This is a genomic window from Litorivita sp. NS0012-18 (assembly GCF_040371945.1).
Classification (GTDB): Bacteria; Pseudomonadota; Alphaproteobacteria; order Rhodobacterales; family Rhodobacteraceae; genus Litorivita.
Map to the genome: position 1 here is coordinate 17,621 of NZ_BAABWS010000004.1, position 25,914 is coordinate 43,534.

General features: G+C 58.4%; 26 protein-coding genes. 7 read left to right on the top strand and 19 right to left on the bottom strand.

Going from position 1 to position 25,914, the window contains the following annotated elements; translation table 11 throughout:
• Positions 1–233: 233 nt before the first annotated feature.
• The 15 genes from ABWV64_RS14290 to ABWV64_RS14360 form a co-directional block, all read right to left on the bottom strand.
• The gene (locus ABWV64_RS14290) at positions 234–932 is read right to left on the bottom strand and encodes an ABC transporter ATP-binding protein (RefSeq protein WP_353346446.1); all 699 of its coding nucleotides are present in this window, start codon (positions 930–932) and stop codon (positions 234–236) included.
• Entirely contained in the window at positions 925–1,668 is a 744-nt protein-coding gene (locus ABWV64_RS14295; protein WP_353346448.1) for an ABC transporter ATP-binding protein, read from the bottom strand. The genes ABWV64_RS14290 and ABWV64_RS14295 overlap by 8 nt, the downstream gene beginning before the upstream one ends.
• Positions 1,661–2,665, bottom strand: coding sequence for a branched-chain amino acid ABC transporter permease (locus ABWV64_RS14300; RefSeq protein WP_353346450.1), 1,005 nt, complete (start codon positions 2,663–2,665; stop codon positions 1,661–1,663). Before ABWV64_RS14300 ends, ABWV64_RS14295 begins: the two co-directional genes overlap by 8 nt.
• A 3-nt stretch (positions 2,666–2,668) precedes the next feature.
• Complete coding sequence (locus ABWV64_RS14305) at positions 2,669–3,538, bottom strand: branched-chain amino acid ABC transporter permease (protein ID WP_353346452.1); 870 nt, start codon at positions 3,536–3,538, stop codon at positions 2,669–2,671.
• A gap of 60 nt (positions 3,539–3,598) precedes the next feature.
• On the bottom strand, positions 3,599–4,774 hold the full coding sequence (locus ABWV64_RS14310) for an ABC transporter substrate-binding protein (RefSeq protein WP_353346454.1): 1,176 nt from the start codon (positions 4,772–4,774) through the stop codon (positions 3,599–3,601).
• A 41-nt stretch (positions 4,775–4,815) separates the two neighbouring features.
• The gene (gene benD / locus ABWV64_RS14315) at positions 4,816–5,595 is read right to left on the bottom strand and encodes a benzoate diol dehydrogenase BenD (protein WP_353346456.1); all 780 of its coding nucleotides are present in this window, start codon (positions 5,593–5,595) and stop codon (positions 4,816–4,818) included.
• Positions 5,592–6,614 carry a benzoate 1,2-dioxygenase electron transfer component BenC gene (benC, locus tag ABWV64_RS14320; RefSeq protein WP_353346458.1) on the bottom strand — a complete coding sequence of 341 codons (1,023 nt, stop codon included), beginning with the start codon at positions 6,612–6,614 and terminating at the stop codon, positions 5,592–5,594. The genes benD and benC overlap by 4 nt, the downstream gene beginning before the upstream one ends.
• 73 nt (positions 6,615–6,687) lie before the next feature.
• Positions 6,688–7,212 (bottom strand): benzoate 1,2-dioxygenase small subunit, encoded by a 525-nt coding sequence (benB, locus tag ABWV64_RS14325; protein WP_353346460.1) that lies wholly within the window; start codon positions 7,210–7,212, stop codon positions 6,688–6,690.
• A 12-nt stretch (positions 7,213–7,224) separates the two neighbouring features.
• Positions 7,225–8,613: a benzoate 1,2-dioxygenase large subunit gene (gene benA / locus ABWV64_RS14330; RefSeq protein WP_353346462.1), complete on the bottom strand. Its 1,389-nt coding sequence runs from the start codon at positions 8,611–8,613 to the stop codon at positions 7,225–7,227.
• A 73-nt stretch (positions 8,614–8,686) separates the two neighbouring features.
• Positions 8,687–9,835: a muconate/chloromuconate family cycloisomerase gene (locus ABWV64_RS14335; protein ID WP_353346464.1), complete on the bottom strand. Its 1,149-nt coding sequence runs from the start codon at positions 9,833–9,835 to the stop codon at positions 8,687–8,689.
• Between the two features lie 581 nt (positions 9,836–10,416).
• Positions 10,417–11,211, bottom strand: a complete 795-nt coding sequence (locus tag ABWV64_RS14340) for a PaaX family transcriptional regulator C-terminal domain-containing protein (RefSeq protein WP_353346466.1) — start codon at positions 11,209–11,211, stop codon at positions 10,417–10,419.
• Positions 11,212–11,248: 37 nt separating this feature from the next.
• On the bottom strand, positions 11,249–13,285 hold the full coding sequence (gene paaZ, locus ABWV64_RS14345) for a phenylacetic acid degradation bifunctional protein PaaZ (RefSeq protein ID WP_353346468.1): 2,037 nt from the start codon (positions 13,283–13,285) through the stop codon (positions 11,249–11,251).
• A gap of 29 nt (positions 13,286–13,314) precedes the next feature.
• A complete protein-coding gene (locus ABWV64_RS14350) occupies positions 13,315–14,667 on the bottom strand; it encodes a TRAP transporter large permease (RefSeq protein WP_353346471.1) in 1,353 nt (450 codons plus the stop codon).
• A complete protein-coding gene (locus ABWV64_RS14355) occupies positions 14,664–15,170 on the bottom strand; it encodes a TRAP transporter small permease (protein WP_353346473.1) in 507 nt (168 codons plus the stop codon). The genes ABWV64_RS14350 and ABWV64_RS14355 overlap by 4 nt, the downstream gene beginning before the upstream one ends.
• 67 nt (positions 15,171–15,237) lie before the next feature.
• The gene (locus ABWV64_RS14360; RefSeq protein WP_353346475.1) at positions 15,238–16,254 is read right to left on the bottom strand and encodes a TRAP transporter substrate-binding protein; all 1,017 of its coding nucleotides are present in this window, start codon (positions 16,252–16,254) and stop codon (positions 15,238–15,240) included.
• Positions 16,255–16,543: 289 nt separating this feature from the next.
• On the opposite strand from ABWV64_RS14360, the gene paaG reads away from it, so the two are divergent.
• Genes paaG through ABWV64_RS14380 form a run of 4 tightly spaced genes read left to right on the top strand, consistent with a single transcriptional unit; the run spans position 16,544 to position 19,688 of the window.
• Complete coding sequence (paaG, locus tag ABWV64_RS14365) at positions 16,544–17,329, top strand: 2-(1,2-epoxy-1,2-dihydrophenyl)acetyl-CoA isomerase PaaG (protein ID WP_353346477.1); 786 nt, start codon at positions 16,544–16,546, stop codon at positions 17,327–17,329.
• 1 nt (position 17,330) lies between these two features.
• The gene (gene paaI, locus ABWV64_RS14370; RefSeq protein ID WP_353346597.1) at positions 17,331–17,756 is read left to right on the top strand and encodes a hydroxyphenylacetyl-CoA thioesterase PaaI; all 426 of its coding nucleotides are present in this window, start codon (positions 17,331–17,333) and stop codon (positions 17,754–17,756) included.
• A gap of 22 nt (positions 17,757–17,778) precedes the next feature.
• Positions 17,779–19,089 carry a phenylacetate--CoA ligase PaaK gene (gene paaK, locus ABWV64_RS14375; protein ID WP_353346479.1) on the top strand — a complete coding sequence of 437 codons (1,311 nt, stop codon included), beginning with the start codon at positions 17,779–17,781 and terminating at the stop codon, positions 19,087–19,089.
• A 2-nt stretch (positions 19,090–19,091) separates the two neighbouring features.
• Positions 19,092–19,688, top strand: a complete 597-nt coding sequence (locus tag ABWV64_RS14380; RefSeq protein ID WP_353346481.1) for a TetR/AcrR family transcriptional regulator — start codon at positions 19,092–19,094, stop codon at positions 19,686–19,688.
• A gap of 74 nt (positions 19,689–19,762) precedes the next feature.
• Here the strand turns inward: ABWV64_RS14380 and ABWV64_RS14385 are convergent, their stop codons facing one another.
• Both ABWV64_RS14385 and ABWV64_RS14390 read right to left on the bottom strand, forming a co-directional pair.
• Positions 19,763–19,957, bottom strand: a complete 195-nt coding sequence (locus ABWV64_RS14385) for a hypothetical protein (RefSeq protein ID WP_353346483.1) — start codon at positions 19,955–19,957, stop codon at positions 19,763–19,765.
• Between the two features lie 6 nt (positions 19,958–19,963).
• Positions 19,964–20,164: a hypothetical protein gene (locus tag ABWV64_RS14390; RefSeq protein ID WP_353346485.1), complete on the bottom strand. Its 201-nt coding sequence runs from the start codon at positions 20,162–20,164 to the stop codon at positions 19,964–19,966.
• An 8-nt stretch (positions 20,165–20,172) separates the two neighbouring features.
• On the opposite strand from ABWV64_RS14390, the gene ABWV64_RS14395 reads away from it, so the two are divergent.
• Positions 20,173–21,300, top strand: coding sequence for a tyrosine-type recombinase/integrase (locus ABWV64_RS14395; protein WP_353346599.1), 1,128 nt, complete (start codon positions 20,173–20,175; stop codon positions 21,298–21,300).
• Positions 21,301–21,306: 6 nt separating this feature from the next.
• Here the strand turns inward: ABWV64_RS14395 and ABWV64_RS14400 are convergent, their stop codons facing one another.
• Together ABWV64_RS14400 and ABWV64_RS14405 are read right to left on the bottom strand one after the other, a co-directional pair.
• On the bottom strand, positions 21,307–21,642 hold the full coding sequence (locus ABWV64_RS14400; RefSeq protein WP_353346487.1) for a type II toxin-antitoxin system RelE/ParE family toxin: 336 nt from the start codon (positions 21,640–21,642) through the stop codon (positions 21,307–21,309).
• A gap of 37 nt (positions 21,643–21,679) precedes the next feature.
• Entirely contained in the window at positions 21,680–22,855 is a 1,176-nt protein-coding gene (locus ABWV64_RS14405) for a replication initiation protein (RefSeq protein WP_353346489.1), read from the bottom strand.
• A gap of 519 nt (positions 22,856–23,374) precedes the next feature.
• On the opposite strand from ABWV64_RS14405, the gene ABWV64_RS14410 reads away from it, so the two are divergent.
• Together ABWV64_RS14410 and ABWV64_RS14415 are read left to right on the top strand one after the other, a co-directional pair.
• Positions 23,375–24,769 carry an AAA family ATPase gene (locus ABWV64_RS14410; protein ID WP_353346491.1) on the top strand — a complete coding sequence of 465 codons (1,395 nt, stop codon included), beginning with the start codon at positions 23,375–23,377 and terminating at the stop codon, positions 24,767–24,769.
• Between the two features lies 1 nt (position 24,770).
• Positions 24,771–25,880, top strand: coding sequence for a ParB/RepB/Spo0J family partition protein (locus ABWV64_RS14415; protein ID WP_353346493.1), 1,110 nt, complete (start codon positions 24,771–24,773; stop codon positions 25,878–25,880).
• The last annotated feature ends 34 nt before the right edge of the window (positions 25,881–25,914 follow it).

Sequence of the window (25,914 nt, forward strand, 5' to 3'; positions counted from 1 at the left end):
CGTCACGATGCCGAACATGCGATCCCGCGTCAGCAGATAGCCGTCGATGCCCAAATCACTCCTCGTTTGCTTGGCCCGACGGCGGCAAATCTCCTCCGCTTCGGCAGCGGTTGTCTTGCCCTAGAGGTTCGCTTGGCGTCGCCCGAGCCAGTTCATTTTCGGGCCCCTCAGCAGCAATATATTTGGACGCTACCGCCGTGTGGTTTCAATCATCTTCACCCTGAGCGCCATGTTCATACCCCCAGCCATGTATGCTGGGCCTCCTCGTCAAGCTTGATGGCTTCGGCATCACCGGTCCAAACAATCTGACCTTTGCTGACCACAACAACGTCATCCGCCAAAGAGGTTGCAAAGCCGAAATTCTGCTCGACGATGATCATGGACAGTCCTGCCATTTTGAGGTCTTGCAGCTTGTCGTGGATCAGTTTGACGATGATCGGAGCTAGGCCCTCGGTCGGTTCATCTAGGATCAGCAGCTTGGGGTTCATTAGCAAGCCGCGCGCGATCGCCAACATTTGCTGCTCTCCGCCCGAAAGCTGCGTGCCGCCGTTGTCCAAACGCTCCCCCAATCGCGGAAACAGATCGAGCACCCGCTCCATCGTCCATGCAGCCTCTGACCCGCCGAACCGCTTGCTCGCGATTTCAAGGTTCTCACGCACGCTAAGCGACGGGAAGATGTCACGTGTTTCGGGCACATATGCGATACCGCTTTTGGCGATATCAAAGGGTTGCCCTCCGATCGGCTCCCCGTTGAACAGGATCTCGCCGGACGTCAGCGGCAAAAGGCCCATGATGGTTTTGAGCGTTGTGGACTTGCCAGCACCGTTGCGACCAAGGATCGCCATGACCCTGCCCCGCTGTGCCCGAAGCGACAATCCATACAGAACCTGCGTTTCTCCATAGCCGGATTCGATTGCATTCAGTTCAAGCATCTTCCCAGCTCCCCAGATAAATGTCCTTGAGCAGAGTCGATCCTCGCGCCGCGTCGGGCTGACCATCGAAAACCACTTCGCCGTAGTTGAGCACCGTAATCGTGTCGGCCACGTCAAAGGCAAGGTCCATGTCGTGCTCGATGATCAGCATGGTCAGGTCGCGCGGCAGATTGTTCAGCAGATCGTGAAATCCTTTGGACATTTCCGGCCCGACACCGCTGGTCGGTTCATCCATAAGCAGGACAAGAGGCTTTGTGGCCAGTGCCACGCCGACCTCAAGCTGTCGACGCACACCATAGCTGATCTCGGACACTTTCGCGTGAAGAAAGGGCATTAGATTCACCTGCTCGGCGACCTCCTCCACAATTTCTCGGACTTCGGATTTTGCTAGGCTGTCCGACCAAAGATTTGTCCCATTGCCCGTGTGAACCGCCGCGGCAAGGCCAAGGTTTTCCTCGACCGTCAAACCGTCAAACAGCGTGTTTTTCTGGTAGCTGCGCGAAAGCCCGCGACGGGCGCGTTTGGCAACCGGCAGCGCGGTGACATCCTCACCAGCAAGATGGACCGATCCGCTGTCGGGGGTCAGTTCACCAACGAGCTGATTGAACAATGTCGTCTTGCCCGCCCCATTCGGTCCGAGGATAACACGGCGCTCGCCTCGTTCCAGCTTCAACGACACGTTGCGCGTGACGTGGACGGCGCCAAAGCTTTTGTCCAGATTGCGTGTCTCAAGCATCGGTCAACGCCTCCTCGGTTTCGTGTTTGCGGGTTGCATCAGCAAGACGGCGGTCGAATACGCCGCCCCATCGGGCCTCGATCCAGCCGAAGATGCCGTTGGCGCGGCTCGTCACGACGGCGATCAGGATGACACCGACAACAAGGTGCCAATAGGTCGTGACTGAACTCAGCTCATGTTTCAGGACGACAAAAGCCGCCGCTCCGATCAGGGGGCCGACAAGCGTTCCAAGCCCTCCGAGGATCACAACAACCAGTGCCTCGCCTGAAACGGTCCAGCTGAGCAGCCCCGGCGAGATATACATGATGTTCTGCGCGGCCAGCGCACCGGCAAGGCCCGCGATCATGCCGGACAGGCCAAACACATCGGCCTTTACACGCCAGACCGTCAGGCCAAGCGCGCGCATCCGCTGCTCATTGTGCATGACACCGGTGAACGAGCGGCCCAGACCGGAGCGCAAGATCACCACCGACGCGCCATAGACGGCGCCAAGCACGCTCAGGCAGAACAGCGCAAAGCTGCGACTGTCATTCAGATCAACGCCGATGAAACCCAGATCCAGTCGGGAAATGCCGCCCAGCCCATCGTCGCCACCAAAGATCGGCGCCTCGAATACATAGGAATAAGCCATTTGTCCGAAAGCAAGTGTCGCCATGATGAAATAGATACCGTGACTGCGCGAGCCGATTGCACCAATGGCCCAAGCAGCCGCGCCAGTCAGCCCGATGCTGCCAGCCATGGCAACCGGCGGCGCGATCCCAGCCTTTGTCGACAGGATTGCATAGGCGTAGGCCCCGATCCCCATCAAAGCGCCATGGCAGAGCGAGACCATGCCCCCAAAGCCCGCAACGACGTCAAGCGCCAGAACCAGCATGGCAAGGATCACGATCTCGGTCAGGATCTCCAGCCCGAAATATTCGGCGGTGAATGCTTGAAAGAGAGCACCGGCCGCAAGGAGGGCCAGAGCGGTGTAACGAAGAGTGTTGTGGCGAAACATCGTCTATCCTTTCGCGGGAAAGAGGCCTTCGGGCTTGATCACGAGGACCGCAGCCAAAAGCGCGTAGATGAGGACTGAGGCCAGCCCAGGGGCCAGAACGGCACCAAAGGTCTGCACAATGCCATAGATCAGCGATCCGGCGATGGCCCCCTTGAGCGAGCCGAGCCCCCCGATCACGATCACGATCAGCGTCGGTATCAGAATCTGCAGTCCCATATCAGGCGTCACACTCAAAAGCGGTGCCGCGACGGCCCCCGCTAGGCCTGCAAGGGCACAGCCCACACAAAAGACGATGAAGAATAGCCGTTCCACGTTTATGCCCAGACAGGCAGCCATGGCATCGTTATCGACACCCGCGCGGATCATTGCGCCGATCTGGGTTCGGCTCAGCACGAAAGCAAGTGCGCCGAAGATGGCGAGCCCCAAAACGATGATGAACAGCCGGTAGGTCGGATAGGCGACACCAAGGACGTCAAGACGACCGCCAAGCAGCGCTGGCACGTCGATCGCGAGCGCCAGATCCCCCCAAAAGATGCGTGTCAGATCGAGCAGGACAAAGATCAGACCGAATGTGACGAGAACCTGTGCCATAGGTCCCGATTTCCGCATCCGTTTGATAAGGCCGGAATAGAGGAGGATCCCCACCCCGGCAACCGCCACAGGTGCCAGAAAGAACCCCATCCAGTAGCCGCCCACAGCCGCCAGCGAGGCCGCGAAATACGCACCAAGAGCATAAAGCGAACCATGCGCGAGGTTAACGAAATGCATCAGCCCGAAAATGACCGTCAGGCCGATGGAAAGTAAGAACAGAAGCATGGACAGTTGCAAGGCATTCAATGCCTGAAGTGTCCAGAATCCAAGATCGTGTGCCATGAGCTAGGTCCTCCTCGGACGTGATGCCTCGGCCGCAGGCGTGCGGCCGAGGCAATTTAATCATTTGGAGACCGGTGCCATTTTGCATCCGTTGACCAGGTCAGCTTCTGCGGGAAGCTGAGCGAGAATTTTCTGCGTCAGTCCAGCTTCGCCTGCGACCGTTTCATAGACATAGACGGATTGGATGATATTGTTGGTCGCGGGATCAATCGATAGCTTGCCGCGCGGCCCTTCGAAGCTAACCTGCCGCAACGCGTTTGCCAAAGATGCTCGGTCGTTTGCGCCGCTCTTGGTCGCCTCAATCAATGAACGAGCCGCATCGTAACCCTGCACTGCAAATTCCGAAGGAACCCGTCCCGTTTCTTCCATGAACGCGTCAACGAAAGCCGCGTTCAGACCGCTGTCAATTGTCGGAGCATAATGTAGTGCCGTGATTACGCCCTTGGCAGCATCGCCTTGCGCGTTGACATACAACGGAGAGGTCAGGAAACCCGAGCCATAGAGCGGGAGGTCGGATTTCAAACCAAAACTGTCATATTGCTTGACGAAGGAAATCGCCTCGCCGCCCGCATAGAAAACATAGACTGCATCAGCACCGCTGGCCTTGGCTTGGGCGAGATAGGGACCGAAGTCTTGCGTCTTTTGGAACGGAGTGAATTCCTGACCTGCGATCTCGCCGCCTGCGGCGGTGAAGGTCTCGGTGAAGGCATTGATCATCTGGCGACCAGCGGCGTAGTCAGGCGCAAGCGTGAATACCTTCTTGACGCCTTGTTGCGCCATCCAGGTGCCCATCGGGCGATTGATCTGACCGTTGGAGAACGACATCCGCGTAATGAAGGGCGAGCAGGACTCGCCAGTTGCTGCGTCATTGCCAGCATTCGCGACGATGAGCGGCACACCTGCACCATGCACCATGTCGCGCACCGCGCCCAGAACACCGGAACTGACGATCCCGACCATGACATCGACCTGATCCTGCAAGATCAGTTTCTTGGCCTTGCCAAGCGCGACAGGCGGCTTCACCTCGGTATCTTCGCGGGCGACCTCAAACGTCACATCGGTTTCGGAACCGAACTGCCGCAGCCCGAGGTTGAAGCCGGTCTCGATTTCATTGCCAAGCGACGCGTAGACGCCCGAGAAAGGGAGCAACAGGCCCACCTTGATGTCTTCTGCTGCCACAGCAGGCAAAGCGAAGCTGGTGGCGAACCCGAGGGCCGCCAGGATTGTGCGTTTCATTGTGAATTTCCTCCAGTTGGTTACTGACCCCTCCTCAGGGCCTATCCTAAGTCGCCCCCGCCCACCGGCACGGTAACGCCGGTGATGTAGGAGGCCTCGTCCGACGCAAGAAACAGGATTGGGCCTGCCTGTTCGTCGAGCGTTCCGTATCGTTTCATGAACGAGGACTGGATCGTCTGGTCGACGATGGTTTGGTACCAATCTTCGCGTTGTTCTTCTTCGGCGTTTGGGTTTCGCGGCACGACCCGTGGCGGGGCTTGGGTTCCGCCTGGAGCAGTCGCAACCACACGCACCCCCCGTTCGGCGACTTCCCAAGCCAGGCTCGCGGTGAGCGCGTTCACTCCGCCCTTCGCCGCCGCGTAGGGCACGCGATTCAAGCCACGGGTCGCAATGGACGACACATTGACGATTGTCCCTGAGCCTTGCGGCAGCATCCGTTCAATGGCTGCATGGCAGCAGTAAAGTGTCGGAAACAGCGACCGTCGCACTTCGGCGTCAATCTGCTTGGGTTCGTAATGCTCATATGGCTTGGCCCAGATCGTGCCGCCAACATTGTTGACGAGGATGTCGATCCTACCCCACAGATCCATCGCTTTCTGGATGGCTTTGTCGCACCCAGACCATGTTTCAAGGTTCACCGAAATCGCCTCGGCCGTTCCCCCTGCGTTGCGGATCGCACTCACCGCGTCTTTGCGAGCAGGAGAGCGGTCGACGATCAGCACCTTCGCACCTTCGCATGCGGCAAGTTCAGCAACTCGGCGACCGATACCCTGAGCGGCCCCTGTCACGACCATGATTTTACCCTCGAAACGGTTGGTCATGCGGCCTCCGCTTCCGCTTCAGTGGGGTTGAACTTCTCATAGTAGAAATTCGCCGGATCTACGCCAAGCTTGCCGAAGTGGTCGCGAACGGCGTCAACCATCGGCGGCGGCCCACACAGGTAAACGTCGCAATCCCCGTCGTTGAGATCATCCCCGCCGAGGTGATCGGTCACGAAACCCTTGCGCTCATGCGCGTCTTCTTCGGCGGCCAGAACGGTGATCACGGTGACGTTGCCGATGTTTTCAGCAAGGGCGTTTACTCGGTCCAGTTCCACAAGGTCGGCGGCACGGGTCACGGCATAGTAAAGGGTAATCGGGTGCTCCGCGCCCTGCTCTGCCACCTGCTCCAGCATCGACAGGAACGGGGCCAAACCAGTGCCGCCAGCGAGCCAAACCTGCGAGCGCTCGATTGGCCTAAGGTAAAAAGTTCCCATCGGACCCGTTGCAGTGAGAGCATCGCCAGCCTTCGCCTGCTCGCCAAGATAGCGGCTCATCACCCCGCCCGGTAGGTTGCGGATCAGAAAGCTGGCCTCCTGCGCACCCGGAGCGGATGAAAAAGAATACGACCGGTGCTTGTCCGTGCCGGGAATCGACAGGTTTACATACTGCCCCGCCAGAAAGTTGATCGGCTTGGCCAGCTTTACCCGCAAACCAAAGGAGGTCTCGGACAGCTGATCAACGCCCTTCACCTCAGCCTCGATAGCCTCCGGCGCGGTCTTGCAGATGGCGGACGAGACCGGAACCTGAACAACGCAATCGCTCTGTGGGGTCATCTGGCAGGTGAGCGCATAGCCTTGTGCGGCTTCATCGTCGCTCATCGACTCGTCCATGTAGAATTCCAGCTCGTATTCACCTTTTTCGATAAAACACTTGCAGGTGCCGCAAACGCCATCGCGGCAATCCATCGGCAAGTTGATTTTTTGACGGAAGGCCGCATCGGTCACCTTCTCATCGTCATCGCATTGGATGACGCGCGTGACGCCATCTTCGAAATTCAAGGCAACGTTATAGATCGTCAAGGCATGCTCCTCCCTTGGCCGCGCACCCTGATGTGGATGCGCAAAGGTCTTTAGGCTCCCGAAATGAACGGGCTTAGGTGTGATAGACGTCGATCACGTGGTGGATGTGATCGTTCTTCAGGACCACCTTCTTGTCGGTGATCAACAATTTGGGCCCACTGGTATCGAGCGTGTAGAACGATGTGCCCCAGTGCTGGTCGGTTTTGCCGTAGCGATAACTCAGCGTTTGCCAGTTGAAGCGCAGCTTGATTTGGCTGCCTTCACGGCTCACCACCTCGATACCGGACAGGTAATGGCTGGTGCGCGGTTCCGGCAGCGAGGTCGCAGAAGACCGGTCCGTCTTGATCCGAAACACACGATCTTCAATCCCCTGCTTGTTGGGGTAGTACATCAACGACATTTCGTTCAGCGGGTCCTCGGTGAGTGTGTCGTAGTCATCCCATGCGGGCATCCAGAACGGGCAGTCCTTGTGATAAAAGGTCAGCCATGTGTCCCATTCACGATCATCCAGCGCGCGCGCCTCGGCAAAGAGGAAGGCCTGAATGTCTTCATAGCTCACTGTCGTATCGGCCGTGCGGTCAAGCGTTGCAGTTGTCATTGTCTTTCCTCCTCACTCGGCTGCCACCGGCGCTTTTGGCGCGGTTTCGCGTTCCTTGGCGATGGCCTCTCCCATCCGTTTGGACCAATTGCTGTGCTGAATAACGAACAGCCCTTCGTCCTCGGTGCGGGCACCGGACATGACGGGGTTGATGCCAAGGGCCTTGGCGTCTTCGTCCGGGCCTTCGATCCACTGGGTCGCACCGCGGGTCAGGTCATTCCACTGGGCATGTGCAGCACCCGCATAGCCGCGCTGTGTGGCTCGGAATTCTTCGGTGTCATCCGGTGTCGCCATTCCGGAAGCATTGAAGAAATCTTCGTACTGGCGGATGCGACGGGTCCGCGCTTCCTGACTCTCGCCTTTGGGCGCAATGCAGTAAATGGTGACCTCGGTCTCGTTCACGCTGATCGGGCGAAAGACGCGGATCTGGCTGGAGAACTGGTCCATCAAGAAGACATTGGGATAGAGGCACAGGTTGCGCAGAACGCCGACCATCCAATCGGCTTTGGTCTTGCCGAATTTCTCCGTCCACTCTTCGAGGCGCGAATAACCTGGACGGTTTGTCGGGTCGGCCCATTCGGTCCAAAGCAGGATGTGACCGTTTTCATAAGCATGAAAACCACCGCGCTGCTTGGCCCATTTGGACGCATCGGTTGCCTTGATGTTGTCTTCCTTACCGTCGTCGGTGCGGTGTGCAGTCGTCGCCACATAGTTCCAATGCACGGCAGAGACATGGTAGCCATCCGCACCGTTTTCGGCCTGAAGCTTCCAGTTGCCGTCATAGGTGTAGGTCGAGGATCCGCGCAGCACCTCCAGTCCCTCGTCGGCCTGATCAACCATAATGTCGATCATCTTGCGCGCCTCACCGAGGTAGTCTTCCAGCGGCTTCACATCTGCATTCAAAGATCCGAACAGGAAGCCACGGTAACTCTCGAAGCGGGCAACCTTGGTCAGATCATGACTTCCGTCCTTGTTGAACTGTTCGGGATAGCCCGCGCCCTTCGGATCCTTGACCTTGAGAAGCTTGCCGGTGTTCGAGAAGGTCCAACCGTGGAACGGGCAGGTAAATGTCTTTTGGTTGCGACGCTTGAAACGGCAAAGCTGCGCACCACGGTGCGAACAGGCGTTGACCAGCGCGTGCAACTCACCGTCCTTGTCGCGGGTGATGACAGCGGGCGTGCGGCCCATGGTCAGGGTAAGATAGTCGCCCGGCTCGGGGATCTGGCTTTCATGCGCCATGTAGATCCAGTTGCCTTCGAAAATGTGCTTGATCTCAAGCTCGAAAAGCTCCTCGTCGGTAAAGATGTCACGGCGACAGCGAAACACGCCATTTTCCGGGTCATCCTGTATCGCGCCGTCGAGCCGCGCTTCGAATTCATCGAGATTGGATTGCTTGAACATTGGTGGTCCTCCTCCTGACCGCCTTGGCGCCTACTGACATGCCCTGGCTAGATTGGATATCGGTGTCGCGGGTCTATTTTCCGGCGACGGCTTTCATTGTCCGCTCGCGATCACGGCGGAAAAATTCGATCTTGTCGGGATCAAGAGCCACGCCAAGGCCCGCCCCTTGGGGCACCTCGACGCAGAAATCACGATAGACGATCGGGGTGGCGAGAATGTCCTCGGTCAGAAGTAGCGGACCAAAGAGTTCGGTGCCCCATGCCATCTCCCCCACCGTCGAGAACAGCTGCAATGCCGCAGCCGTGCTCAGACCGGTTTCCAGCATCGTGCCACCATAAAGGCCCAGCCCCGCAGCCTGCCCGATTGCGATCACCTCAGACGCGCGTTTGAGACCGCCGGATTGCCCGATCTTGACCGCGAAGACATCCGCCGCCCGCGCTGATGCGACGTCCAATGCGTCCTCGGGGCCGTTCAATGCCTCGTCGGCCATCACTGCAATCTCGTAACCTTTGACCAGTTCTGCCATGGCGCGTCGATCGCGTGCGGGCACCGGCTGTTCGGCCAGTTCGCAACCGGCCTCTTGCAAGCCTTTGAGACCCCAGCGCGCATCGTGCAACGACCAAGCCGTGTTGATGTCCACGCGCACGGTGCCCGCGCCGCCGATGGCTTCTATAATCTTTGCCACATGCGCCACGTCCTCGCGGACAGACCGCTTGCCGATCTTTAACTTGAAGATATTGTGCCGGCGTTTTTCGATCATCTCCTGCGCTTCGGCGATATCGGTGTCCGTATTGCCGGAGGCCAACGTCCATGCGACGGGCAGGTGATCGTGAACGCCGCCGCCGAACAGTTGCGACACCGGAACACCCAAGCGCTTACCCAACCCGTCCCAAAGGGCGATCTCGACTGCCGTCTTGGCGATGCGGTTGCCCTTTACCAGCTTATCAATCAGCTGGTTCGCACCATTCACGTCGTCGCCGTTGCGGCCAATCAAAGCGGGCGCGATATAGGTCTCGATCGCCAACTGGATGCCCTCAGGGCTTTCAGGTCCATAGCTCAGCCCGCCAATCGTCGTGCCTTCGCCAATGCCTTCGGAGCCGTCCGAAAACCTGACCCTGACCAGCACGGCAGTTTGCGTACGCATCGTGGCCATCGAAAGCACATGACCGCGAATGGTGGGAACTTCGAGGATCAGGGTCTCGATCTGGTCAATCTTGGTCACGAGGGGGCACCACATTTGCAGGTTTCTGTTCTGTGCAACTTGCCCGCCCCAGCCGGATTTTGTCGATGATTAGGGGGGTCTTGGATGATACCCTAGTCGGATGGGACGATACGTACCGAGCGAAGATCAAACGCGGTTACGGACTGCTCTTCGCCATCAATTGACCGATCGCTGTTTTGATGGGATCGCCAACTGAACTGACGGCTTTTGCCAAGTCACAGAGCTTGCATTTTCAAATGTCACACCGGACGGGTTTCAGGCGTCAAAAGCGTTGAGCATGTGGCATCGGATCGCCATCACGAAGCGGCGGAGTGCTGGGCGCAAAAGCAATTTCTCGACCTCGCAAAGGCTCATATTGAACCGGCAACAAAGCCAAACCGCCTGCGCAATGATCTGGTGTGCGAAACGGTGACGTTTGTGATTGATCGCGGAGTGCGCATCGACGCTGACGATCCATGCGGTCCGCTACCAGCAATGCTCACCGGCATGATGCGACAACACCGAATGCCCGTATCGTTGCTTTGCGAGGCTGAAATTACTGCAAGGCGAGAGCGCCGAGTTCGATCCCCTACCGGCAGACACTATTGAACCGGATCGGTTGCAATAAAGGCTTCCAGTTCATCCAATTTTGGTCTCGGATATTTGTGGAGCAATTGCGAAACCATTTCGCGGCAGCGGGGTCCCTGCCAATGGCTCGGAAACACGTGATCAGGCAAGAGCGGCGTTTTCAAGACGATACGCCGCCAGTTATGGATCAAGAGAACGCGGAGAGCCGCGACCTCCAAAATGCCAAGATCGGGCGCGCCGTCAATGTGAGGTTTGATATCCGCCAACTGTGCGGCAAAGAGCGCAGACATCTCCACAATTTTCTCATCACAAATTTTTGTCGTCATCCACTCTGGCATGAAGGTGTCTTCGTGTATCGCACAGACAAAAGTCTGCGCGGCGTCCAAATTTGCTGAAGTGATCAATACGTTTGAAGAAACCCAAACTGCGAGAGGGTCGTCGTGATGGATCGGCTGTCCTGGATTGAACATCGCAAAACATGCCGTTTCGGCAGCCTGATCCGCCGAATAAATGCGCGGTGATGCTGACGCACTCAGCGAGCGCCCGAGCTCTGTAAGAAAATATGTGCTGGTACGCCCATGCCGTTCGCTGTCAATCCAGCCATCTTTACGCAACCTGTGTATGGCCACGCGCATTGCTTCGGGCTTGATACCGACTTGCTCGGAGATGTGGCGTAGTAAGTTGCCGCTGATCCGGGCCCCAGTGTCTTGGGTCAATTCACCGAAAACAGAGATCAAGAAAGACCAGACCCGCGGGATCTGGTCTCTTGTCAGGTGGTTTATCACAGTTTGGAACGGTGTGGGTTTCATAGCAAATCCTTAGTCGGAATTTGCCTGCTCTCCAAGCCTAGGTTTCGTAGGCATTCATCGTCAAAAGCTCGTACTCGGCCACAAGTTCATCATTTTGGTTGGTCAAGGTCGCGTGCCAGCGTACCTCGCCATAGTCGTCGTTGCGCGGTGTCTTGTGCTTGACTGTGAGACGCACCTTGATGCTGTCGCCTGCTTCGACGGGTTTCATGAATCGCAGCGAATCCAGACCGGTATTGGCGAGAACCGGTCCTTCGTTTGGCTCCACAAACAAACCGGCGGCAAAGCTGAGTAGCAAATAGCCGTGGGCGACGCGTCCGGGGAAAAACGGGTTTCGCTTCGCGGCGTCCTCGTCCATATGCGCATAGAAGGTATCGCCCGTGAATTCAGCGAAATGTTCGATGTCGGCAAGCGTGATGTCACGCGGATCCGTGTGGATCGTCTCGCCGATGTCCAATTCATGAAAATTGCGGGTGAACGGATGCGCTGGCGCCGGCTTTTCTGTCGCTCCTGGCACCCATTTCCCGCTGATCTGTGTCAAGATGTCGGGGCTGCCCTGAATGGCCGTGCGCTGCATGTAGTGCATCACGCCGCGCACACCGCCCAGCTCCTCGCCGCCGCCTGCACGTCCGGGGCCGCCATGCACCATGTGCGGCAAGGGCGATCCGTGACCCGTGGATTCCTTCATGCTGTCGCGGTTGTTAAAATAGAGCCGGCCGTGGAATGCGCCTGCGCCCGAAGCAACCTCTTGCGCGATCTTCGGGTCATGAGTGATCACCGATGCCACCAAAGAGCCTTCACCGCGATTGGCAAGCGAAATGGCGTGATCAAGATCGCGGTAACCCATGACGGTCGAAACAGGGCCGAAAGCCTCGGTATCATGAATGCGGGTCGCCGCGTCGGGATTGGCGCAATGAAACAGCATGGGCGGGACGAACGCGCCTTTGCCCCCGTCCGCGCCCTGGGTCTCGAAATTGTCCGGATCTCCAAAGACGCGTTCGGCTTCAGTTGCGATGATTGCGGCCTTCTCCAACACGTCGGACTTTTGGCTATTGGACACCAGCGCGCCCATGCGGACGCCTTCGGCTTGCGGATTGCCAATGACGGTCTTGACCAGTCGCGCGCTGAGCGCTTCTATGACGGCATCAACCTGCGCATGCGGGGCAATGATGCGGCGAATTGCGGTGCATTTTTGACCCGCCTTGGTGGTCATCTCGCGATGCACTTCCTTTACGAAAAGGTCAAACTCCGGCGTTCCGGCGACCGCATCGTGGCCAAGGATTGTTGCATTCAGGCTGTCCTGCTCTGCCACAAAACGGATCGAATTGCGTATGATATGCGGCGCTGAGCGTAGTTTGAACGCGGTCTGTGCAGAGCCGGTAAAGCTGACAATATCTTGGCAGGTCAGCCTGTCGAGCATGTCGCCCAAACCGCCGGAAACCAGCTGCAAGGCACCTGCGGGCAGGATGCCGCTATCGATCATGATTTTCACGGCCAGTTCGGTCACGTAGCAGGTGGCGGTTGCGGGTTTCACGATGGCGGGCACACCGGCCAGAAGTGTGGGCGCGAGTTTTTCCAACATGCCCCAGACTGGAAAGTTAAAGGCGTTGATGTGCACTGCCACCCCCTGAAGCGAGGTCGCGATATGTTGGCCCAAGAAGCTACCATCGCGCGACAGCTGCTCGACCTCGCCATCCACATAGATATGCGCATCGGGCATTTCGCGGCGGCCTTTCGAGGCATAAACGAACATCGTGCCGATACCGCCGTCGATGTCGATCATGTGATCGGCCTGCGTGGCTCCGGTGGCGAAGGAAAGATCATAAAGCGCCTGCTTGTGTTTGCCCAATGCCGCCGCCAGTGCCTTGAGCATGCGCGCACGGTCATGGAAGGTCAGCGCGCGCAGCGCCGGCCCGCCCGTATCGCGCGCATAGTCCAGCATTGCCTGCACATCGAGCGCGTCATTGCCCGCGCGGCCCAAAGCCTCGCCCGTGACCGCATTTTCGATGCTGCGCGCGGTTGCATCAGGGGCGACCCATTTACCCGCCGCGTAGCTTTTGACTTCAAGAAGGCTCATATCATTTCCTTTCGCGATCGGCTGGCCCGTTAATGACCCAGACCGCCCATTTGGTTTGGCAAGTAGAGAACGAGGATCGGCAGGGCCACAATCAGCGCGAGGCGAAACAGATCGGCAATCCAGAACGGTGTGACGCCCTTGAAAATCGTGCCGGTTGAAACATCCCCGACGACCCCCTTGAGGATGAACACATTCAATCCCACAGGCGGGGTGATCAACGATATCTCAACCACCACCACAACGACGATGCCAAACCAGATTGGATCGAAGCCCAGCGAAGTCACCAGCGGGAAGAAAATAGGCACCGTCAGCAGCAACATCGACATGCTCTCGAACACGCATCCGAGCACCATATAGACAACGAGAATCATCAGCAGGACCATCATGGGCGACACATCATAGGCCGTCACAATGCCGATCAGCGCCTCGGGCATGCCCGCAACATTGACGAAGTTTGAAAAAACCTGCGCCCCGATCAGCACGGCGAAAAGACTCGCCGAGGTCAGTGCGGTTTCCGTCAGAACCTCGATCAATCCTTTGAAATCAAGCCCGCCGCGCGAAAGCGCGATGACAAAAGCCCCCATCGCGCCCATCCCTGCAGCTTCGGTCGGAGAAAAGGTCAGGTTAATCGGCTCAAAGTCGAACAGGCCGTATAGGCCGCCGATCACCAAAAAGAACAGTAGCAGCACTGCCCAGACCGACTTTAGCGCAACGATCCGTTCGCGCCACGACGTGCGCTCACCAGCCGGTCCGGCATCGGGCTGACGCCAGACCGTCCAGCGCACGGCGCCAAAATAGAACAAGATACCCAGAACACCCGGAATAATCCCGGCCATGAACAACTTGCCGATCGAGGTTTCGGTCAGGATGCCATAAATCACAAGGATCACCGAGGGCGGGATCAAGATGCCAAGCGTGCCGCCCGCCGCAATGGAGGCGGTGGCCAGCTTGTCGGAATAATTAAAGCGGCGCATTTCGGGCATGGCGACCTTGGACATGGTAGCTGCCGTGGCCAGCGATGACCCGCAAATAGCCGAAAACCCGCCGCAAGCCATGACCGTCGCCATTGCCAGCCCGCCGCGCATATGGCCAAGAAAGGCATTGGAGACCGCATATAGTTCGCGTGCCATGCCACCCTTGTTCACGAAAAGGCCCATCAAGATAAATAGCGGGATCACGGACAGGCCGTAATCTTGTGCCGTGTCGGTGACCTGACGCCCCACCATCGACAGGGACGCCCGAAGACCGCGATCATCGAACAGGCTTCCGCCCCGCTCATACGCGTAACCGAGCGTCCCGACGAGACCCATCGCAAACACGATTGGCAGACGCAGCAAAACAAGAATGAGAACGACGAAAAATCCAATCAATGCAGCGGTCATGTTGTCAGCTCCCGCGTGACTTTGGGTAGGAACAGGGTCAACAGCCCCGCGATGACCATGGCAACAGCCGCAAGGGTGCTCCCCGCGCCGATCAGATACATGGTCAAAAATTGAGGCAGCCCGAGATACTCGGTGACATCGCCATAGCCGCGGGTCCGTTCCGCCAGCTTCCAGACCTGCGCCACCGGCCAAAACAACATCACGCCAGAAAGGAGCAAAATCACCCCGTTTCGAAGGCGCGTCAGCCGGTAGCGTTGAAACAAGCCATCGGTCAGATCGACAGCGATATGCCCGCCTGTCACGGAAATATGCGGCATGACCGAAAACACCATGACGGCCACGAATATACGGGTCATTTCCGTTGCCGCTTCGATCGGTGCGTCAAAACTGGAGCGCAAGATCACGTCCGAGAAGGTCATCGCCATCAGAACGAAGAGACAGGCACAAGCAAGCCAGATCGGCAGCCGCACCAGAAATTGAAAGGCTTTCTTGAACGTCGACATTCGGCGTCTCCACGCAGTAGCGGGCCCGGGCATCATGCGATGCCCGAGCTGCTTGGATCAGGATGCTTTACTTGACACCCAGTTCGGAACGGAACGACGCAAGGGCCGTTGCGGCGTCGATGCCCTTGGCGCCGACTTCTTCCAGAACCTTGGCAGTTACGTCCTCGATGATTGGCGCGAAGACGGCGATATCTTCAGCCGAGGCTTGTGTGATCGTATTGCCTTCGGTGTCCTTGGTCAGCTGGATGCTGAACGCATCACCCTCGTCCCATACCGCGCCGGACATCCGGCTGATGGGTTCGCCAAAGACTTTTTCCTCAAGCGCGGCTTGCAGATCTTCGGGCAGGTCGGCAAAGACGTCTTCATTCATTATGTATGCGAAAGACCCGCGAAAGAAGCCGCCGGGAATTTCATAATAATGCGGCGCCACCTCTGTCAGACGAAAACCCTGACGACTGTCGATGGTCATCATCACCCCATCAGCGGCGTTAGAGGAAAGCGTCTCGTACACCTTCGGGGCCGGAACCTGAATCCCTGTGGCACCAAGGGCCGCACCCGCATCGCTGGCCACACCACCAGGCATGCGCAGCTTGAGGCCGGAGACCTCCGCGAGGCTTTCGACTTTGGTGTTGGTATGCAGCTGGCCGGGGCCATGGGTATGCAGACCAATCACCTTGACGCCGCGGTGTTCATCGAGCGCGGCAAGGTGGTTTTGGTGCAAGTTCCAATAGGCGACGGAGGCCGCTTCGGCGGTGGTCTCCACACCGGGCAATTCAACCAGCTTGTACCCGACAAAGCGGCCTGGCTGATACCCGTGGAACACATAGGCAACGTCAACCGCGCCATCCAAAACAAGGTCCATTTGTGCAGGCGGCGGGGCGATGCCCAAGCGGACTTCGCCGGTCACGCGGCCATCTGTAGCCTCTTCGATCATTTCGATGATCTTCGGCAACATCTGTGTGTTGATGTTATGCGTCGGCGGCACCCAGCTTGAGAACACAAGCGTATGCTCGGCTTCGGCATGAGCGGTGGAAGCGGCCACCAGCGACAGCGCTGTCAGCGTTCCTAGCAGTGATTTATTCATGGTTTCCTCCTCTTGAATTTCTATTCGTTTAGTCGTTATCGAAACCGTTTGCCCCTGATCCATGACCCCAGGCTTTGTGCCTCCAGCGTGTTCAACGCTGTGCAGAGTGCGGCGTCACCGGCGACCCACACGGCGAACATCAGCCCGCCACCCAAGCCAGCCCGTTTTCGATACCTACATCGACAATGCTCACGATTGCCCTCCACCAGAATCGTTGCTGTAACATTAATTGACCAACTGGTCGGACTATGCAAGGATCAATTTATGATTACCGGAAAGTGACCACGAAATGACCAACTCGATTCTTGTGCAAGCATATGAAAACTGGACAGAAATTACTTTGAACCGACCTGACCGACTCAATAGTTTCAATGACGAGATGCATCTCGCTCTTCGGACAGCTCTTGAGGAGGCGCGTGACACTGGCATGCGCGCCGTTCTTCTTACAGGTGCCGGACGAGGGTTCTGCGCCGGTCAAGATTTGGGGGACCGTGATCCTTCAACGATGACATCGCCGCCCGATCTGGGTGCGACGGTTCGCACGTGGTATGCTCCGCTGGTGCGGTTGATCCGGTCGTTGGAATTTCCGGTCGTCTGCGCGGTGAACGGCGTTGCGGCGGGGGCGGGAGCCAACATTGCTCTGGCATGCGATATTGTGCTCGCGGCCCATAGCGCGAAGTTCATTCAGTCATTCTCCAAGGTTGGCCTGATCCCCGACACTGGCGGAAGTTGGCATTTGCCACGCCTGTTGGGCGAGGCCCGCGCGAAGGGTCTGGCTTTGACCGCTCAGCCACTGCCAGCCGAGCGAGCCGAAGAGTGGGGATTGATTTGGAAGGCCATTCCTGACGATGCGTTGATGGAGCATGCACGCGCGATGACTGCGCAACTCGCAAACGGACCGACGCTGGGACTGGGATTGAGCAAGGCAGCGATTCAGGCCGCGGCAACAGATACGCTTGACCTACATCTCGATCTTGAGGCCGACTATATGAAAACCTGTGGTGAAAGCGCCGATTATGCCGAAGGTGTATCGGCCTTTTTGGAAAAACGCGCACCGCAGTTCAAGGGGAAGTAGCATGGACGCAAAAGAACGTGCACAGCGTTCCGCCGCAGCGATGTGGTCGGATGACGAAGCCTCGCAATGGCTTGGCATGACGCTGGTTTTTGTCGATGAAGGCACCGCCCAGATCTCGCTTGTCGTTCAAAAACATCATTGCAATGGACTTGGAATCTGTCACGGCGGCATCACGTTCTCGCTCGCGGACAGCGCCTTTGCCTTTGCCTGCAATAGCCGCAACCAATCGACGGTCGCGCAAAACAACATGATCACCTACATCGCGCCCGCCCGCGTTGGTGATACGCTGACCGCAACCGCGCACGAGACGTCCCTGAGCGGACGTAGCGGCATCTATGACGTGCGCGTCAGCAATCAGGAAAATACAACAATCGCCGAAATGCGCGGCCTGTCACGGTCGATCAAAGGCCAGTTGTTCGAAGAATGATCCAAGGGATGGAGGACCCGACATGAAAGACCTGAGCCCGGCCAAGGCCGACCTAGACCCGATCGAAATTGCCAGCCGCGACGAGATTTCGGCCTTGCAAGTCAAGCGGATGAAATGGTCGCTGCGCCATGCCTATGACAACGTTCCAATGTATCGCAAACGCTTTGACGAGGCGGGCGTGCATCCCGATGATTTTAAAGAGTTGAAGGATCTGGCCAAGTTCCCTTTCACCTACAAGGATGACCTGCGCGATAACTATCCTTTCGGTCTGTCAGCGGTCCCAAGGGAGAAGCTCGCGCGCATTCATGCCTCGTCGGGCACAACGGGCAAACCGACAGTGGTCGTCTATACCAAGAACGATATTGATATCTGGGCCGATACGCTTGCACGCAGCTTGCGTGCGTCCGGCCTGCGGTCGGGGGATGTCATCCACAATGCCTACGGCTATGGCCTGTTCACCGGCGGGCTAGGTGCGCACTACGGCATCGAGCGGTTGGGCGCAGCGGTCGTGCCGATGGGCGGCGGCCAGACCGAAAAGCAGGTGGGGCTGATAACCGATTTCGAACCCAAGGGCATTCTGGTGACCCCGTCATATATGCTCAACATCCTAGAAGGGTTTCGCAAAGCGGGTCTCGATCCGCGCGATTCGTCCCTACAGGTTGGTGTATTTGGTGCCGAACCCTGGACCAACGCCATGCGCAAAGAGGTCGAAGAGGCCTTTGATATGCATGCGGTCGATATCTACGGGCTGAGCGAGATCATGGGCCCCGGCGTGGCGAACGAATGTGTCGAAAGCAAAGACGGGCTGCACGTTTGGGAAGATCACTACTACCCCGAGGTGATCAATCCGGTAACGGGCGAAGTTGTCGAAGATGGTCAAGAAGGTGAACTGGTTTTCACCACCCTGACCAAAGAAGGCATGCCAATGATCCGCTACCGCACCCGCGATCTCACGCGGCTTTTGCCTGGCACCGCTCGCAGCATGCGGCGGATGGAGAAAATCACAGGCCGGTCCGATGACATGATGATCCTGCGCGGCGTTAACGTGTTTCCGACCCAGATTGAAGAACAGGTCATGGCGACTGGGGGGCTTGCACCCTATTTCCAGATCGAACTTTATAAATCAGGTCGTATGGATGCGATGCGCGTGCTCGTAGAGGCCGAACCCGACGCCGCGGATGAACTGTCCAAGACAGCTGCGGCCCGCATGTTGACCAAGCATATCAAGGATATGGTTGGTGTCTCGACCGAAGTTGTTGTAGGGCAACCAGGCACTATTGTACGTAGCCAAGGCAAAGCCGTGCGCGTTGTGGACAATCGTAACAAGGAATAGCTGTGTCTCGACCCATTGCCAAAGATCACGACGCCAAGCGCGTTCACATCCTGCGCGTCGCCGCACGCCTGTTTGCCGACAAAGGCTATGCGCGGGCGTCGATGTCGCAGGTTGCGAAGGAATGCGGGATATCGAAAGCGAACATCTATCACTACTACAGCAGTAAGGACACGCTGCTGTTCGACATTCTGGATACCTACCTGTCGGCGCTTAGCGCGCGCATCACCGGTTTGGCGCTGGACGGGCTTGAACCGCCCGATCAGCTGGGGCGGGTTATCGTGGAGACATTGCAATCTTACGAAGGTATGGACCACGAACATAAGATCCAGACCGAAGGCATTCCGCTATTGCCCGAAGAGCAGCAGAAAATTCTGAAATCTTATCAACGCGATATGGTCGTCCACATGAGCAACATCGTGCGAAGCATCGCGCCGGATGTTTTTACCGATGACCCGCGTAAATTACGTGCGACGGTGATGTCGATCTTTGGCATGCTCAACTGGTTTTATATGTGGAACAGCAGCACGGGCCACGAGGCGAGAGATGACTACGCCAAGCTGGTTACCAAGCTGACACTGACAGGCGTGCACGGGCTATAGGAGCCGCGCACGGGGGATTGCCAACCTGACGGCAGCAGAGCGAAGCGGCCGCCAAGTGTATTTGTGTCAGGCGGTCATTTCGAGCTCATCATTGTGCCAGAGGCCGAAAGCACAGGATCTTGCAGGGCGCGCCCCAACAGGATCAACGCAACACCCGTGGTCAGGAAATTGAAGCCAAGTTCCAGACCCAAAAGCCAATTGGCGGTATCGGGCCAACCAAACAGGATCAAAAAGCCCACGATCAAAGCAACGATCCCAGATGCGAACATCCAAATCTATCCGGCATGTCCCACTTTGAGCGAGAGGGACGACAAAATGGAGTAGATGCCCTCCAAAAGCAAGGATGCCACAACCATCAACGTAAGCACCTCGGCACCAAGGCCGGGGAAAATCAGGACCATCACACCGACGACAGCAACCAACACAAAAGCCAGCGTTACGATCCGAGTGTCGAGGACGTTTGCATTATCGGACATCAATGAATATGCTCGGCGACATGTCAGAAAACACCGAGAAATCGAGCTCAGAACCACCGATCGGGTCTTCGGCCAACGAGGACAACGAGAGAGATCGTCCTGACGGCGAGGCCTTGAGCCTGCCTTCCTTTGTGGCTGGGTCCGGCACCCTCGATCGGCTGGTCGACACCGCGCGCGACTATGCCCGCGCCGCGGCCTCGGACAACACGCTGAAGGCCTATGCCAAGGACTGGGCGCATTTCGCGCGCTGGTGCCGGATGAAGGGCGTCGAGCCGCTGTCTCCGTCACCTGAAATGATCGGGCTTTATCTCGCCGATCTGGCGTCCGGATCAGGCTCCTCCCCTTCGCAGTCGGCGTCCCGACCCCTGTCGGTCAGTACGATAGACCGCCGCCTGTCCGGTCTCGCCTGGAACTACGCGCAGCGCGGCTTCAACCTTGATCGCAGGAACCGCCATATCGCCACCGTGCTCTCAGGGATCAAGCGCAAGCATGCGCGTCCCCCGGTACAGAAGGCAGCGATCCTGGCCGAAGACATCCTCGCGATGGTGGCCACCCTGCCCTACGACCTGCGCGGGTTGAGGGACCGGGCGATCCTGCTCTTGGGCTATGCCGGCGGCCTCCGGCGCTCGGAAATCGTCAGCCTCGACGTTCACAAGGACGACACGCCGGACTCTGGCGGCTGGATCGAGATCTTCGACAAGGGTGCCCTCCTGACCCTCAACGCCAAAACCGGTTGGCGCGAGGTCGAGATCGGCCGCGGCTCCAAGGACCATACCTGCCCCGTGCACGCACTCGAAGAATGGCTGCGCTTCGCCAAGATCGACTTCGGTCCGGTCTTTGTCGGCACCTCGCGCGATGGCAAAAAGGCCTCCGAAGCGAGATTGAACGACAAGCATGTCGCTCGGCTGATCAAACGCACGGTTCTGGACGCCGGAATTCGGTCCGAGCTGCCCGAAAAGGACCGGCTCGCGCTGTTTTCCGGTCACTCCTTGCGCGCAGGGCTCGCCAGTTCGGCCGAAGTCGACGAACGCTACGTGCAAAAGCAACTGGGGCACGCCTCAGCCGAAATGACCCGCCGCTATCAACGCCGCCGCGACCGGTTCCGAGTGAACCTGACGCAGGCAGCCGGGTTGTGACGTGGATCAGGAGTCTTCGGACTTCAAAGCCGAAAGTGAGGCCACATGGCGAGGGAGATCGCTGCGGGAATGGAGGATATCCACGATATTGACCTCGTCCGATCGATCCAGAAAGACGAGGAAATGCTCCCCTGCCCTGATGAACCGCAGGTCTTCGACATCATCAACGAGACCTGCGCAGCTCCGGCTATGGGCTTGACCATTCAGAGTACTTTCACAGCGGTTGTGCAATTCGGCCTCGCAAAGCCCTGCTTGGCTCAACCCGAAGGTTTCAACCGTCCATCTGGCGATTTCGGTAAGGCTGGCTTCTGCACGGCGGCTCAGCCGGACGGATCGGCTCATGAACGCGCGCGCGCTGGTCTAGGCCCAAAAACAGACTCTATTCCGCCTCAAATGCCTCTGGATCGAGGCCGCGCCAGAAGCCTTCGATCGCCTCGAAGTTCAGCGCGGACATCCATCCGTGGCGCTCGAAATCGCTGCGCGCGGCGGCGCCGGACAGTTGCGACAAGAACAGCCGCTTGTCGGCATCGCGCTGCGTCGGGCTGCGCGCGGCCACCAGATCGCGGATCCGAGCCAGCCGCCCTGCCCTCTCGGACACCGGCGCCGCCGCTGCCGCGGCTTCGGGCGCGCGGTAATCGGCTTTGAGCGCCGCCGAAAGGTACCGCACCGGATCCTTCACCCCTTGCTGCGCGCGGGTATAATCGAGCTTGCCGCGCACATAATCCTCGCCATGTTCGGCCACCCATTGCCGCGCCAACCGATCACTCGCGCCAAGCTCGCGCAGGCTGGTGTAAACCGGCGCATTGCGCAGCCCTGCCCCGTCATCGATGTCCAAAATCGCCAATTGCGGATTTTCGGCGATCTTGAACCGGATCTCGCTCACCGTGCGGCCGCGTTTGCGAATTTCCGGTGTCACGATGATGTTCGAGGTCTTGTTGACCTCGGCCACCGCCGGTTTGATGATCTTGGCGTTGAGGTGTTTGTAGCTCTCGTAATAGCTGCTGTCCGCGACCCCCATGAGCCTGCGGAACAGATCAAGGCTCCACCACCCCGTGCTTCCGGTGCGCACGAAGCGATAGCAATTCTCGTAAAGCGCCAAAGCATGGCCGGAGGTAAAGCGGCGCTGGATATTGAGATTGATCAGCGCAAAGACCTGCGGATCGCTGAGCTTTTCGGCCAAGGCGGGCGAATAGGCATATTCGCAAATCCCGCCCTTGAGCTTGGCATAGCTGAGCAGCGAGGAGACGCCCCATTCCTGCGTGCCGCTGGCATCGAGCATATCCCACTCGGCAACAGTCTCTGCAAGGCCGCGTAGAGACTGTTTTAGCGTGTCCATATCGTTGGAATTATACCCCACCATGAGGCATAGGGTGCGCGCATCGATTTGAAACACCTGTTCGCGGGTCAACATGTCATAGGCGTTGAGCAACAAGACATTGGACAGCTTGCGCTGGAGCAGCGTCAGCTTGCCGGACACATGGATCGCCGCCACATGTTTCTTCACCGCGCCGCGGCGCAGGGATCCTGATAATTGCTCGCGTGGAATGTCCTGCACGGATTCTTCTCCACCTCCTGCTCTATTGCCTTAACTTGCCCGAAAAGGTACCCGTCTTCAAGTCCCTTCAAGGAACCTTTGCGGGCTGTGGCGCGTGGGGCATCGGGGTGCGGCACGACCAGCGCAGAGGCGCCAAAGGAACCCATTTGCGGGATGGGCTGTGACGGCGATTCGCTTGGATCAAGCAAAATCGACCCTAATTCAGCCAAACCCGTGCATTGGCGCCCTTCCTCCCGCGAATCGGGACCCTTGATCCCGTAAACTGGTCCCCCTGATCCTGTTCTCGGGTCCGCATGGTCCCGTGATCGGGCACCCAGAATGGATTATCTTATTGAAATTTAATGGATTTCTGCGCTTAAAGAGTCTTAAAGACTCCTAAAGATACTACAACATATAGGTGTGTTGTTTTCTTGGATCACTATTTTTCCTTTGAAAGAGCGGGTTGCGATTCCCAATTGGCCTTGGATGTGCGATATTCATCGTAATATCGTAGAAACATGCGAACATCATCGAGGTAACATGGCATCTTCTGGCAAAGGCCCGATCCCCCCCTACTTCCATATCGATCCGGAAAAAGCGGCGGGCAAGCTCTCTGATCCTATCGACACGGCGCGATTCGCGAAAGCCGCTGCCTTTGTCGCCAAGGGGCGCGATGATCTGGCCAAGCGGGGCTATTCCCCCGATGGCAAGAAGCGTCTGCGCAAATTCTCCACTTGGGAAGTCTGTCGCTACCTGCTCTCGGTCGCGCCCGCCCATCTGCGCCGCGTGCTCAAGGCCAACCCCGATTTGCCGCAAGGCCAAGGCGAGGGCAATTCCAAATGGTTCACCCTCGAAGAGGTCCTCGCGTTGCGCGATTTTTTCGCCGAGGAAGGCGCGGTCAACCGTGAATACCGCTCGTGGCGGCCCGAGGGCCTGCCCGCCAAAACCATCGCAGTGGCGAATTTCAAAGGCGGCGTCGGCAAGACCTCGACCGCCGCGCATCTGGCTATGTCAGCGGCGCTGGACGGCTATCGCGTCTTGGTGGTCGATCTCGATAGCCAAGGCTCGATGACGTCGATTTTAGGTGGAACAGTCTCTGATGAATGGGAAACCGCCTTTCCGCTTCTGGCCAAGGATTACGCCCAACATGTGGTGGCCGAAAACACCGTGCGCGCGGCCTCCGGCGCGGCGCCCCTGCCCCTCGACGAAACCCTTACCGAAGCCTTAACGGTTTCGCCGCGAAACCTGATCCAATCGACCCATTGGCCCAATATCGACCTGATCGGCGCGCAGCTGAACCTCTATTGGGCCGAGTTTCAGGTCCCCGTCTGGCGGATGCAGCTCAAGTCCTGGCCGCTATGGGATGCGCTGACCAATGCCTTGGAGAAGGAAAAAATCACCGATGATTACGACATTATCATCCTCGATACGCCCCCTGCCCTCGGCTATCTGACGATCAACGCCCTCGCCGCCGCCGACATCCTTTTGGTCCCTCTTGGGGCCTCCTTTTTGGAGTTCGATTCGACGGGGCGTTTCTTCGATATGCTCTACTCCACCTTCGCCTCGATCGAGGACGGCGAGAACCGCGTTCGGCGCCGTGACGGCTTGCCGGAGATGAAGTTCGAATGGGACGCGGTGCGGGCTTTGATTACCCGTTTCGATGCGGGGCAGCAGACCGATCTGGCCAATGTGATTCAGGCCTATTTCGGCGATTTCATGACCACCTACCGGCAGGAGGTCACCGCCATGGTCGGTCAAGCGGGCGTGCAGGTGAACGGGATCTACGAGGCCGATTATCGCGAGTTCAACCGCGATACCTATGTGCGCGGGCGCGAGACGTTTGACCGCACTTGGGCCGAGATCAAGGAAGTGGTTTTGGGCACGTGGTGGCGCGATTTACAGATGCAGAACGCCGAAGCGGGCGAGGAGGAATAGGATGGCAAAACGCAGGAAGCTGGAGGCCCCGACGGCCGATGATCTGAGCCGGATCGAGGAGGAGTTTCGCCGCGAAACCCAAGGGCGAAAAAGCGCCATGGCGCCGATTTCGCAGGTCGCGGCAGAAGCCGCCGAGGCCCATGAGGTTGCCCCCGCGCAGCAGCGCGCCAAACAGGCCAAGGACAGCGCCGATGCCGAACGGCTGCGCCGTGCGCAAGAGCAAGGGCTTGTTATGCTTGAGCTACCTCTGGGCGTCATTGAGGCCGATGCGATGGTGCGCGACCGCACGGTGATCGACCCCGAGGAAATGACGGAATTACAGACCTCTATCGCCGCCAACGGGCTGCGGCTTCCGATCGAGGTTTACCTGCTCGGCGCGGGTGCGGACGCAGTCGATACGCCGCGTTATGGATTGCTCTCGGGCTACCGTCGGCTGATGGCGGTGCGCAACCTGCGCGCCCTCACGGAGCAGGGGAAATACGACACGATCAAAGCGGTGCTGCGCGACCCCGAGGCCATGGGCGGGGCCTTTGCCGCCATGGTCGAGGAGAACGAAGTGCGCGCCTCGCTGAGCCAATTCGAGCGCGGGCGCATCGCGGTGATCGCGGCGCAGCAGGGGGCCTTTGCCAATACCGAAGAGGCGGTGAACGCGTTGTTTCCGGCGGCCTCGAAAGCCAAGCGCTCCAAGATCCGCAGCTTCGCGCTGATTTTTGAGGAGCTGGGCGACATGCTGCGTTTTCCCGAGGCGCTCAAGGAGCGTGAGGGGCTGCGGGTGGCGGCGGCGCTGCGCATGGGGGGCGAGGCGCGGCTGCGCGAGGTTCTGGCCAGCGACGCGGGCGAGACGCCCGATCTGGAATGGGATTTGATCGCCGCCGCTTTGGCCGAATTCGAGGCCAAGGAAAAGGACCGCTCGCGCGGCGGGCGGCCCAAAACCGCGCTGCCAAAACCGGGGTGGCAGGGGGCCGATACCTTGCGGCTGTCCAGCGGCGTCACCCTGCGCAAACAGGCGGATTCGCGCGGCTATCTGATCCGGCTTGAAGGCAAGCCCGTCAATGCCGATCTGGTCGATATGATTATGGTGGAATTGCAAAACCTGCTCGAAAAACCATAGGTTTCGCCGCGAAAAGCTTAGAAAAATTGTTTTT